The sequence below is a fragment of the Chryseobacterium sp. SSA4.19 genome (assembly GCF_022601875.1).
Taxonomy (GTDB): domain Bacteria; phylum Bacteroidota; class Bacteroidia; order Flavobacteriales; family Weeksellaceae; genus Chryseobacterium.
The window spans coordinates 64,936-75,988 of record NZ_JAKVIP010000002.1; the positions used below are offsets into that span (position 1 = coordinate 64,936).

The window sequence follows — 11,053 nt, forward strand, 5'->3', positions numbered from 1 at the left end:
AGATGGCCCGTTCGTCTATCGGTTAGGACCTCAGATTTTCATTCTGGTAAGAGGGGTTCGATTCCCCTACGGGCTACTAAATTTTAATTACAGCTAACCGGGTAATTAAATAAGAGTTGTAAACTTATAAAAACAAACACTAACCCTGTAGATTATTTACAGTTTGGTAGATGGCCCGTTCGTCTATCGGTTAGGACCTCAGATTTTCATTCTGGTAAGAGGGGTTCGATTCCCCTACGGGCTACAAAAGAGATTTCAAATTGAAATCTCTTTTTTTATTTATAATATAATTATAAACTTGTCGTATTGTAGTCAGTAATTCCATAATCATAGAATAACCTGAATTCGGATTATTATACTTTATCTGCTGAATTGAAATGATTGTGCTTACTTTGTTTTATAGCAGCCAGGCTGTTGCGAATTCACGAATTTCTTTTAATCACTTTATGCGGCTCATCATATTGCGGCAAAAACAAAAATAAACCATAGAATGAATTTAACATCTATGATTTATTTCAAATATAAAATTAAGCTTTAATAAGGTGAAAATATTTTTAACGCAAAATTTTGATTTTTGCTGTGATATTCCAGGGAGCAAATAATGAATCAATTACAATTGATTTGAAGAAGCTGAGCGATCTGATTTATTTCAAAAAATAATCTCTCGAAGATTATGGTGATTACACAGATTTCATTCACTATATTTCTGTAATTTAAAAAATCAATTTTAAGGGTCATTATAAATCCATTGTTAACTTAAACTAGCTTTAAGAAAATCTTCTGCTTCATGATAATGATTTGTTGCCTGCCTTTGCTCCCGTTCAGTTATATCCCAAAATTGATGAAAATACTGAACCGTGATTTAGCTTCAATATCACCTCCCGCCAGATTGGAATACGCAGGAAGCATGATTTCACTTCCCAAACTGAACTTTTTATAAGAAGCTTCAAAACCTAATTTCCCATACAAGGCACTTCCGGCGGTGTTAGGAAAAACTTCATCAAATTGCTTATTTCTGTCATATACTTCTCCCTGTAGGCCTGCTTTTCCCGAGAAAATCATTTTTTCATTGGCTAACACCTGATAAAAGCCTGTCGCCGCATAATTCCACTGGTTTCCAAAAGTGTAATGTTTTTTATTTTCTGTTTTTACGGTGTAATCCGTATTTAATAAAACGGCCACTTTATTTTTCTGAAATTTATAATTGAGCACCATCTGGTAATCCCAGCTGCCCGTTCCCAGCTGAAAACTGGGATTTACCCCGGAAATACCTTTTTTATCAAATCTTCCCAGCGGAACTTTCACTCCAATTCCACCACTCAGCTGATGAACCTGATCTTTGGAATTGATCAACTGATAGATTCCCATTAGGTTTAAGTCTCCTACTCCACTGATTTTAATAGCTCCCTGCAACGTTTGTTTTTCATGAAAATGAAACGGCAGGCTTGCATAGACGCTTAGCTTCTTTGTAAGAGGAACTTTTCCCCACAGCTGAACGGTATTGAAATATTGATCCTGAGTAAGATCCTTAACAAACAAGTTTTCTTTCGCTTTGTAATGCTGGGCAAAATATTTAATCCCTACAAATTGGGGATTCAATAATGATTCAAAACCTGATGAACCGTTTCCTGCCGCACATCCGCACGCATCACAGTCATCAAAAACAATCTGATTGACCGTATTGGGAATATAAAGGCTGTCACTGATGTTTTTAGCCTGACTGAGATTAAATACAACCAGGCTTATGATTAAAAATATCTTCTTCATGAGTATTTAAAATTATTCTGCAAATTTTGGATTGGATATGAAATTTTTATCGGACAATGTTTTTAAAAAAGCAATGATTAATTGTTTCTCATGAGTATTCATGGAAATTCCGATATGACCGTTCTGCTTTAACTGAGGATCAAGGTTTGGGCTGTTTTCTACCTGGTCTGAATAGAAATTCATTACCGCATCCAATGTATAGAACCTGCCGTCATGCATATACGGAGCTGTATATTCTACATTCCGGAGGCTGGGAACCCGGAATTTCATATTGTCGTTCCAATCTAAGGTTACCCTGTATCTTCCGCGGTCATCAAACTGAGCATTATAATACATTCCCGTATTTCTGAAGCTTTCATCGGTAAACAATTCTCCGCTGTGGCATGAAGCGCATTTTTGCTGAAACAGATTCATTCCCTGGGTTTCTTCGTTGGTAAATGCAACCTGCCCATTTTTATACTGATCATACTTAGAGCCTGCAGAAACCAGTGTTACCATAAACTGAGAGATTGCTTTCAATATTCTTTCCCCTGTAACATTTCCGTCACCGAATGCTGCTTTAAACATTTGTTTATATTTAGCATCTGCATTAAGCTTCCCGGCAGCTTCCGGCAGCGAACTGTCCATTTCAAAATCGGTTGTTATGGGAACCAGCGACCTTTCATCTAAATTATGGCTTACGCCATCCCATGTATAGTTTTTCAGGAAAGCCATATTTTGAATCGCCGGAGCGTTTCTTATTCCGAGCCTGTCGTCAATACCGTGGCTTACGTTATGCCCGTGATGGGTAAATGCATATTCCTGGATATGGCAGAACCCGCATGAAATGGTATTATTCCTTGAAAGCCGGCCTTCATAAAACAGCTTTTTTCCTAATGCTACTCCATTCACAGTAACCGGATTGCCGGCCATATCAAAGATCATTTTTGGAAATCCGGAAGGTGATTCTACATGATATGCTTCATCTTTTTGTAAAGGTTCTATTACCTCATCCGAACATGATAAAAGTGCCGTCACCATAAAAAGAAATGAAATCCAAAGAGCGCATGAATACGCTCTTCTGGATTTTGTGAATATCTTAATCATTGTGTACGTGATCTACTTTAAACATTTTCGAGATGTTATCGGTAACATTGACCAGATGCTGGTTGGATCCCATGGCCATATCAGTTGTATTATTTAATACCAGTGGAGTCTGTCCGCTTAAATACTGGTTGAGATCAGCGAGAATATGTATAGAAGGCTTAATATCTTTTGTGACTCTTGCCGTGGTAGGCAGATCAAGCGTAATTTCACGGTAAAGATCAGCGGTGTTGTTGGCTGTAACGTTCCCCATATTTCCACAGTGGTTCATGAATTCCGTATCCGGAGATGAGATTCCGTATCTTCCTTCCAATTTAGTAAAAATATAGCCTGCCGCCCAGGACCAGGCCATTCCGGCTGTTTTGGCTTTCTGCCAGAAAATCCCCTGTCCGTCCTGCCCGATCAGGTAAGCCGATTGGCTGATTCCTAATCCGATCCTGATTTTTTTATAATTGTTTTTAGGAATTTCAGTAAGAGTAAAGTAATTAATTCCGGCAGTTGCTTCTGCCTGGTCTACGATAAAAGCACCTTTGTCCGGATCGTTATAATGATATTTGAATTCTCCTCCGTTTTCATCAATCAGGGTAATATTGCTGATGACATATTTTAAAGTGGAAAACTGAAATTTCTGTCCGTTAGAAGAAGTCTGTGTGGTCTGGTTCAGGACAATATCGCCCAAGTTATTGAATCCGTTTTCAAATTTGAGCTGGAGATTGCCGCTCGGTTCTGCTGACAGATCATCGTCATCATTGCTGCTGCAAGAGGTAAAAGAAAAAAAAGTAAGGGCAATACAGAATAGTGATAAAAATTTATAAATTTTCATTGTTGATTTTTTAGTGATAAAATATGTTGAAACGCTCCTCCGCGATAGGGATGGAAGCGGTTATCCTTTTTTTGGATTCTGACGTAAGGAAGAATCTAAAAAAAGATATGAGCGGACAGCCCGGCCCGTGCAGCTGCATCAGCCAGGGAAGGGGTCGCCCGAAACATTTATAGTATGCTAAAAAACCGGCGGTCTGAAAATATGTTTTAAGAACAGAAAAGAATAATCTGCCGTGTAAGTGAATCGAAAATTAAAAAAAGAAATTTTTCCTGAATTTCTAATCGCTGTAATTTCAGGGAGAATATAAATATCAAGTAATGTCTGTCCTGAATTTTTTATTTTATGTAAAGGGGAAGATTCTGTATCATTTGTTTTTGCAACCTGTTTGCTCAGGTAACATTTCCCGTTACAATGAAACTCAGGATTGCTTTTATTGATACATAAGACTTCTGAAATGTACTGATAATTTACAGCATACTCCACAAGAGGTGCCAGAGGTCTGAACACCACAAATAACGTGAGGAATATGCTGCAAATAAGATTCATGAATTATTTTTTGCCAATTGCTTCTTCGTATCTTCTGCTGATTTCTTTCCAATTGGTTACATTCCAGATCGCAGTTAAATAATCAGCTCTCTTGTTCTGGTATTTCAGGTAATAGGCATGTTCCCATACATCAATCCCAAAAATCGGAGTTCCTTTTTCCTCCACCACATCCATTAACGGATTGTCCTGGTTAGGAGTTGAGGAGACAAATAATTTTCCGTTTTTATCAACCGATAACCAGGCCCAACCGGACCCGAAACGGTCTGCCCCTGCTTTTGCCATTTTCGCTTTAAAGGCATCCATGCTCCCAAAAGTGTCATTGATTGCTTTTGCCAGTTTTGCAGATGGCTGCGTATTTTTTTCCGGGGTCAGGACAGTCCAGAACAATTCGTGGTTGTAATGGCCTCCTGCATTATTTCTCACGGCCGGGCTCATTTTTGAAGCACTTGACATAATCTGGAACAGGGTCTGTTTTTCCTGCGGTGTGCCTGCGATGGCTTTATTCAGATTGGCCACATAGGCTGCCGCATGCTTTGAATAATGGATTTCCATGGTCTGCGCATCAATATTCCCTTCCAATGCATTGTAAGCATACGGCAAAGGCGTCTGCTTAAACTGTGCGAATGCAAACTGCGCCGCAAATACTGCACTTAAAGCAGCTACTTTCATAATCTTCATAATGTTCTGTTTTATGGTTTAACCCTTATTTTAATAATTTCCTGATGTCTTCAATTAATATTTCTCTGTCGGGATGATATTTCCCGGTCAACTTAGGCACTTTCCCTTCAGGGTCTTCATAATTTAATCCTGAGTAATAGAGAATCGGCATATTTTCCTTATTGTATCGGCAACGTATATTCCCTTCCTTATCAACAAGGGCAATCATTCCGCTGTGGTTCAGGCTTTCGCTTTCATCTTCCTTATCGCCGACATAGATATTGAACTGATCGGCAATTTTTCCGATATAATCCCGGTCTCCCGTCAGGAAATGCCAGTTCGGAGATTTTGCACCGATTCTCAGGGCATGTTCCTTCAGTAATGCAGGCGTATCATTTTCAGGGTCGATGCTGATGGAAATGATGCCGAAATCAGGATTGCTGATCTGATCTTCAATGGCTCTCATATTGGTATTCATCACGGGACAGATGGTCGGGCACCTGCTGAAAAAAAACTCTACGAGATACACTTTCCCGAGCATACTTTTATTGGTGATCTTTTTGTTATTCTGATCCGTAAGTTCAAAATCCGGAACTTTCATTACCGTGTAAAGATTCTTTTTGAAATATCCCATTCCGACACCGATTCCTACAAAAAGCAGTGCCATGATCACTATGGGAATCACTATTTTACTTTTTGTGTTGCCTGGCTTTTTATTTCTGGGCATATTTCTCCGGATTTTTTTTGAATTCGTCTTTACAGTAGACACTGCAAAAACCGTACGTTTTATTTTTGTACAGGGCAGTATCCTTCATATCCGGTTCTGTTTTCATATGGCAGATCGGATCTTCGGCATTTGCGAATTTTACCGGTTTTGTATTTCCTTTTGCTGAACGATCAGACTTTTTATGTTTTACTTTAGGGGTTTCCTGGGCACAGGCCATTAATGAAACGGACAATAATGCCGTTAAGATGATTTTTGATTTCATTTTTATTAAAATTGAAATTGATAATAGTATTGGAAAAAATGGATTCGTTGTTTTTAAACTAAAACGAAATGGTGCACATTAACTTTAAATCATGAAGATATTAAAATAATTTACATCATGTGCCAGCTGCTAAGTGAAGCTTATGTATGAGGCGTTTAAAATCTTTCAGATTCAATAGTCAAAACAAGAGCAAAAGTTTAGTTTAAAATAAATTAAACCAAAGGCGGATGGAATATCCTGGAGAAATAGTCTGATTTGTAGAAATCGTTATGATCAGAAACAGAATTCTGTATCACATGATCAGATGACATTTTATCCGTAAAAGAAAGAACTTCATTTGATAAGAAAACATCCAATCCCGTAATTTTGATATTCTGGTTCGTATTGGATTGTTTTTCCGTTTTGGCCAATTCCTTTTCCACGTAACATTTTCCTTTGCAGGTAGATTGGGGAATGTTTCTGTTTTCACACAGATTTTTCACAATATAATCATAGTTCACCGCATAATTGATCAATGGCATGACCGGACGTAATGCAATGGTAAAAATGATGAATATGGAAATGAAAAACTTCAAAGATTAATTCTATACTACAAATATACTAATGAAATTTGTTTTTAAAGTTCAGGTATGATGAATGTCATTGATTCTCTTAAAATTTTTCCACGGAATTCATCCATAATCACGTCAAATCTTATCAAAAAGATCTGTAGGAAACATTTTAAAATTTCATCCTTTGAATTCTTACTGCATTTAAAATTGCCAGTAGAGCTACTCCGACATCAGCAAAAACCGCTTCCCACATGGTTGCCACTCCGCCTGCGCCAAGCACCAGAACGACTCCTTTTACCGCAAACGCCAGAATGATATTCTGCCAGACAATTATTCTCGTCTGTTTCCCAATATTAATGGCCAGTGGAATTTTGCCTGGCTTATCATCCTGAATAACCACATCAGCCGTTTCTATGGTTGCATCACTTCCCAATCCGCCCATTGCAATCCCGACGTCGCTTAAGGCAACAACCGGAGCATCGTTTACGCCGTCTCCTACGAAGGCTACGGTTTCGTTTTTTGCTTTTATCTCTTTTACTTTATCCACTTTGTCTTCAGGCAGAAGATCACCGTATGCATTCTGAATTCCCAATGTATCGGAAACATGTTTCACGACAGAAGTTTTATCACCGCTCAGCATAGTGGTTTTTACATTCAGCTTTGCCAATGCTTTAATTGTTGCCTGTGCATCAGGCTTTATCGCATCTGCAATGGTAAGATAGCCTGCAAATTTTTCATCATACGCAACAGCAATTAACGTATACACAATTTTATTAAGTGACGTGTCGTACTGAATATTAAACTGATCCATCAACTTAAGGTTTCCGACTAACAATTCTTTCCCGTTTGTGCTTGCTTTTAAACCATGTCCTGCAATTTCCTCTACATTTTCAAATTGTACAGAATGATCCGCTTCCCCGGCATACTCGTGAATAGCGGTAGCAACCGGATGTGAGCTTTTGCTTTCTAAAGCATTGACTAATTTTAATATTTCATCTTTATTAACTGAAGTATCGAAATTAACTTCCTGTACTTTAAAAACTCCCGCCGTTAAAGTTCCTGTTTTATCCATCACCACATGCTGAACCTTTGCCAGAACATCTAAAAAGTTGCTTCCTTTAAATAAAATTCCATGACGGCTTCCTGCACCGATTCCCCCAAAATATCCCAATGGAATGGAAATAACCAGAGCACACGGGCAGGAAATCACCAGGAATACCAAAGCCCTGTACAGCCAGCTCCGGAACTGATATTCTTCGACGAAAAAATACGGTAAGAAAGTAATGCCAATGGCTAGAAATACAACAATGGGTGTATAGACTTTAGCAAACTTCCGGATAAACAGTTCTGTCGGGGCTTTCTGGGCAGTGGCATCCTGAACCATTTCCAGGATTTTACTCAACTTACTGTCTTTATATTCAGCTGTTACTTTTACCTGGCTGACTGTATTCAGATTAATCATTCCGGCTAAAACGCTTTGCCCTTTTGTTTTGGTATCCGGCTTACTTTCTCCTGTGAGCGCTGCCGTATTGAAAGATGCTGTTTCTGAAATCAGTTCACCATCCAATGCTAATTTTTCACCGGATTTCAACTGAATAACTTCTCCGATACCGACCTGTTCTGCTTTTACAGTCTGTGGTTTTCCGCCCTTTATCAACGTCACCTCATCGGGACGCTGATCGAGCAGAGATTTGATATTGCTTTGTGCCCTCGTCAAGGCCATAGCCTGAAAAACTTCACCTATGGAATAGAACAGCATCACGGCAACACCTTCCGGATATTCCCCGATAGAAAAAGCGCCGACTGTTGCAATTCCCATTAAGAAAAACTCAGAAAATACATCACCATGCACTATACTTTCATAAGCTTCTTTTAAAACCGGCAACCCTACGGGAAGATAGGCTATCAGATACCAAACCAAGCGAACCCAGCCGGTGAACCAATCGTTTTTTATATAATGATCCAAAACAATCCCCGCTAATAAGAGCGTAAATGAGATAATTGCAGGAAGGAACATCTGAAATATGGACTGTCCTTCCGTATCATGGGAATGTTCATGATCATGGTCATGGCCTTCATGGTTGTGACCAGATTCTTTTTTAGGTTTTGTACTGCAGCATTCTTCCATATCGTAAAGATTTTAATCAAAATTAGCTTTAAATTGAATGCAACACTATTGCAAACTTTCCAGGCAATTTTCACAAATTCCTTTTGCAAAAAGTCTTATTTCATCAATCCTGAAATCCGTCTGCCTGTTATCCGGGAAGGAAATTTCTTCTTTACAGGTTGTCTGCTTGCAGATTTTGCAGTAGAAATGGAGATGCCAGTCGTTGTGGGTCGTTTCATCACATCCGTCGTGGCAAAGTTTGTATTTTGTCGTTGTATTTTCCTGGATGCCGTGTACAATCCCTTTTTCTTCAAAGGTCTTTAAAGTCCGGTAAATGGTGGTTCTGTCTGCATTTTCAAAATGATTTTCGATTTCAGATAGGGATAATGCCGCTTCCTGAGAACTCAGGAAATCGTAAATCAGAATCCTCATGCTGGTGGGTTTGGTATTTTTATGTATTAATTTATTTTCGATGTCTTTTTTCATGATTCAAAATTCATTTCATTTTATCAAAGTTAATTGTTTAAAATTTCTTACAATAATCCGTTCAAATCAATCACAAATAAATATTTTAACAAATTGCAAATCATAGCGTAAATTCTATATCATATTGTTGAAAAGGTATGTCCGATTCAAAATGTAAAGATAAACACTACTCCTAACTTGAATGAAACCCGAAAATATACGTCACAATATTGTGAGATGTAAAAAAAATATTATATTTGTCAACAATAAGGGATAAATTATTAATAATTATATTTTTCCTTAATAATTAAAACTCATTTTATGAAAGTCTTGTTTCTAATACTGTTTTTTGCAATTGCAAAAATTCAGGCACAGGTAAAGATTTTAGGCACAGTAAAAAATGAAGGAGGTGCAGCCGTATCATATTGTTCGATAGGAATTAAAAATTCAAACATTGGGACTATAACTGATATAGACGGAAAATATATTATTGATTCCTTACAGATTATTAGTAGAAATAGTGTTATAATATTTGAAGCAGTTGGATATGAAAGCAAAACCCTTTCACTTGAAGCAGTTATTAACAATTCAGATATTGTACTAAAGTCTGCTATACATACCCTTGAGGAGATAAATATAGTAGGCAAAAAAATGAAATCTACCGTAATAGGCTCAAAGAAAAGACCAATATTGACATTTTCGAAGATGTTTGATAAAAATGTTCCATCAGTAGAACAAGGAAATATCTTTGATATTTACGACAAAACGATTATAAATAGCTATCACTTTCATATTATACCAAGTTCAAAATATAAGAACATTACCTTGAAGCTTAATATATATTCTGTGAAAGACAATTATCCTGACCAGTTGATTCTGCAAGAGAATATTATCTATAAAACTTCAACAACTGCCTGGCAAACTATTGATTTAAAAAAATATAGACTTACCTATAGAAATTTAGATAAAATAGCGATAACACTACAGTTAGTAGATTATGAACCTGAAGAAAGTGCAAAATTTATCTTTGGTATTTCTGCAAAGAAATCATTATCTAAAAATTTATTGTACCGTTATCAAAGCCAGGGACAGTGGCAACTTAGTGATGGAGACATTATATCAAATATTGATATAAATTATACGAAAAACAGCTATAATGAATCAATAAAAAAGCAAGACGAAAATGAAATCCCTAATACTCTTGATGAAAAAGCTTTAGTTGATTTTTACAATAGTAAAGAGCTTTCAAAAAAAACAAATTACGGCAAGAGTAAATTAGGTAAGTTTATAAATATTAAAGATGCAAAATTATATTACGAAGAATATGGAAGCGGTTCCCCTGTCATATTACTTCACGGAAATAATGGCAGTATATCAGATTTTTATAGCCAAATCCCTGAGTTATCTAAACACTTTAGAGTTATTGCAATAGATACAAGAGGGCAAGGAAGAAGTAGCGATTTATCAACAAATGAATATAGTTATGAAATTTTTGCAGATGATCTCCTTAAAGTTTTCCATGAACTCAAAATTGGAAAAGCAAATATTGTAGGTTGGAGTGATGGAGGAAATACTGGATTGACATTTAATCTTAAAAATCCAAATCTAATCCAAAAACTTATAATCATAGGGGCAAATATTAATCCTGAAGGTGTTAACATAAAATTACTTAATTCACTAAAAATACAACTTGAAAATCCTGAAAATAAAAATAGGAGATTGATAAAATTAATGCTGAATCATCCCCATATCATCCCTGATCAATTAAAAAATATTAAGAATCCAGTACTCGTAATCGCAGGAAGCCAAGATGCTATAAATGAAGAACATACCAAAACTATTAAAGATAATCTTCCAAATTCTACTCTAATGATAATACCCAATGCAACCCACTATATCCCGTTTGAGCAGCCAGAGATTCTAAATAAAATGATAATAAATTTTCTAAAATAATAAAAAGCGGAAACCGAAAAGCTAACGAGTAGGTAAATAAATCAAATCATTTATTATGAGCAAAAAAATCAACAAAAAGTTAACTCTGAAAAAAGAAAAGTTAACACAGTTA

General features: G+C 36.8%; 12 protein-coding genes and 2 tRNA genes. 4 read left to right on the plus strand and 10 right to left on the minus strand.

The features are described from left to right. The first annotated feature begins 4 nt into the window (after positions 1 to 4). Both MKJ01_RS01820 and MKJ01_RS01825 read left to right on the plus strand, forming a co-directional pair. Positions 5 to 76: transfer RNA gene (locus MKJ01_RS01820), tRNA-Glu, on the plus strand. A gap of 96 nt (positions 77 to 172) precedes the next feature. Further along, positions 173 to 244, plus strand: a tRNA-Glu gene (locus MKJ01_RS01825). Positions 245 to 825: 581 nt separating this feature from the next. On the opposite strand, the gene MKJ01_RS01830 is transcribed toward MKJ01_RS01825, so the two are convergent. The 3 genes from MKJ01_RS01830 to MKJ01_RS01840 are packed head-to-tail and all read right to left on the minus strand — an operon-like array spanning position 826 to position 3,673. After that, entirely contained in the window at positions 826 to 1,767 is a 942-nt protein-coding gene (locus tag MKJ01_RS01830; protein ID WP_241611377.1) for a transporter, read from the minus strand. 12 nt (positions 1,768 to 1,779) lie between these two features. Beyond that, positions 1,780 to 2,787 (minus strand): cytochrome-c peroxidase, encoded by a 1,008-nt coding sequence (locus MKJ01_RS01835; protein ID WP_241632451.1) that lies wholly within the window; start codon positions 2,785 to 2,787, stop codon positions 1,780 to 1,782. Positions 2,788 to 2,845: 58 nt separating this feature from the next. Further along, a complete protein-coding gene (locus MKJ01_RS01840) occupies positions 2,846 to 3,673 on the minus strand; it encodes an MbnP family protein (RefSeq protein ID WP_241611375.1) in 828 nt (275 codons plus the stop codon). 23 nt (positions 3,674 to 3,696) lie between these two features. Between MKJ01_RS01840 and MKJ01_RS01845 the strand changes: the two genes are divergently transcribed. Then, the gene (locus tag MKJ01_RS01845; RefSeq protein ID WP_241632443.1) at positions 3,697 to 3,846 is read left to right on the plus strand and encodes a hypothetical protein; all 150 of its coding nucleotides are present in this window, start codon (positions 3,697 to 3,699) and stop codon (positions 3,844 to 3,846) included. A gap of 4 nt (positions 3,847 to 3,850) precedes the next feature. On the opposite strand, the gene MKJ01_RS01850 is transcribed toward MKJ01_RS01845, so the two are convergent. The 7 genes from MKJ01_RS01850 to MKJ01_RS01880 form a co-directional block, all read right to left on the minus strand. Further along, positions 3,851 to 4,219 carry a hypothetical protein gene (locus tag MKJ01_RS01850; protein ID WP_241611374.1) on the minus strand — a complete coding sequence of 123 codons (369 nt, stop codon included), beginning with the start codon at positions 4,217 to 4,219 and terminating at the stop codon, positions 3,851 to 3,853. Between the two features lie 3 nt (positions 4,220 to 4,222). Continuing rightward, positions 4,223 to 4,897 carry a superoxide dismutase gene (locus tag MKJ01_RS01855; RefSeq protein WP_241611373.1) on the minus strand — a complete coding sequence of 225 codons (675 nt, stop codon included), beginning with the start codon at positions 4,895 to 4,897 and terminating at the stop codon, positions 4,223 to 4,225. A 25-nt stretch (positions 4,898 to 4,922) separates the two neighbouring features. After that, positions 4,923 to 5,603, minus strand: coding sequence for an SCO family protein (locus tag MKJ01_RS01860; RefSeq protein WP_241611372.1), 681 nt, complete (start codon positions 5,601 to 5,603; stop codon positions 4,923 to 4,925). Continuing rightward, complete coding sequence (locus tag MKJ01_RS01865) at positions 5,590 to 5,865, minus strand: YHS domain-containing protein (RefSeq protein ID WP_241611370.1); 276 nt, start codon at positions 5,863 to 5,865, stop codon at positions 5,590 to 5,592. The genes MKJ01_RS01860 and MKJ01_RS01865 overlap by 14 nt, the downstream gene beginning before the upstream one ends. Positions 5,866 to 6,077: 212 nt before the next feature. Next, on the minus strand, positions 6,078 to 6,440 hold the full coding sequence (locus tag MKJ01_RS01870; RefSeq protein ID WP_241611368.1) for a hypothetical protein: 363 nt from the start codon (positions 6,438 to 6,440) through the stop codon (positions 6,078 to 6,080). 145 nt (positions 6,441 to 6,585) lie between these two features. Next, positions 6,586 to 8,544, minus strand: a complete 1,959-nt coding sequence (locus MKJ01_RS01875; RefSeq protein WP_241611366.1) for a heavy metal translocating P-type ATPase — start codon at positions 8,542 to 8,544, stop codon at positions 6,586 to 6,588. 45 nt (positions 8,545 to 8,589) lie between these two features. Further along, positions 8,590 to 9,009 (minus strand): Fur family transcriptional regulator, encoded by a 420-nt coding sequence (locus MKJ01_RS01880; RefSeq protein ID WP_241611364.1) that lies wholly within the window; start codon positions 9,007 to 9,009, stop codon positions 8,590 to 8,592. A gap of 300 nt (positions 9,010 to 9,309) precedes the next feature. Here MKJ01_RS01880 and MKJ01_RS01885 point away from each other — a divergent pair, with 300 nt between their 5' ends. Continuing rightward, positions 9,310 to 10,941, plus strand: a complete 1,632-nt coding sequence (locus MKJ01_RS01885) for an alpha/beta fold hydrolase (protein WP_241611362.1) — start codon at positions 9,310 to 9,312, stop codon at positions 10,939 to 10,941. The last annotated feature ends 112 nt before the right edge of the window (positions 10,942 to 11,053 follow it).

Excerpts from the sequence above, each read along its gene's own strand:
- MKJ01_RS01845 (WP_241632443.1), top strand. The coding sequence starts at position 3,697 with ATGTTGAAACGCTCCTCCGCGATAGGGATGGAAGCGGTTATCCTTTTT.
- MKJ01_RS01850 (WP_241611374.1), bottom strand. The coding sequence starts at position 4,219 with ATGAATCTTATTTGCAGCATATTCCTCACGTTATTTGTGGTGTTCAGA.
- MKJ01_RS01875 (WP_241611366.1), bottom strand. The coding sequence starts at position 8,544 with ATGGAAGAATGCTGCAGTACAAAACCTAAAAAAGAATCTGGTCACAAC.
- MKJ01_RS01860 (WP_241611372.1), bottom strand. The coding sequence starts at position 5,603 with ATGCCCAGAAATAAAAAGCCAGGCAACACAAAAAGTAAAATAGTGATT.
- MKJ01_RS01855 (WP_241611373.1), bottom strand. The coding sequence starts at position 4,897 with ATGAAGATTATGAAAGTAGCTGCTTTAAGTGCAGTATTTGCGGCGCAG.
- MKJ01_RS01830 (WP_241611377.1), bottom strand. The coding sequence starts at position 1,767 with ATGAAGAAGATATTTTTAATCATAAGCCTGGTTGTATTTAATCTCAGT.
- MKJ01_RS01840 (WP_241611375.1), bottom strand. The coding sequence starts at position 3,673 with ATGAAAATTTATAAATTTTTATCACTATTCTGTATTGCCCTTACTTTT.
- MKJ01_RS01885 (WP_241611362.1), top strand. The coding sequence starts at position 9,310 with ATGAAAGTCTTGTTTCTAATACTGTTTTTTGCAATTGCAAAAATTCAG.
- MKJ01_RS01880 (WP_241611364.1), bottom strand. The coding sequence starts at position 9,009 with ATGAAAAAAGACATCGAAAATAAATTAATACATAAAAATACCAAACCC.
- MKJ01_RS01865 (WP_241611370.1), bottom strand. The coding sequence starts at position 5,865 with ATGAAATCAAAAATCATCTTAACGGCATTATTGTCCGTTTCATTAATG.
- MKJ01_RS01835 (WP_241632451.1), bottom strand. The coding sequence starts at position 2,787 with ATGGTGACGGCACTTTTATCATGTTCGGATGAGGTAATAGAACCTTTA.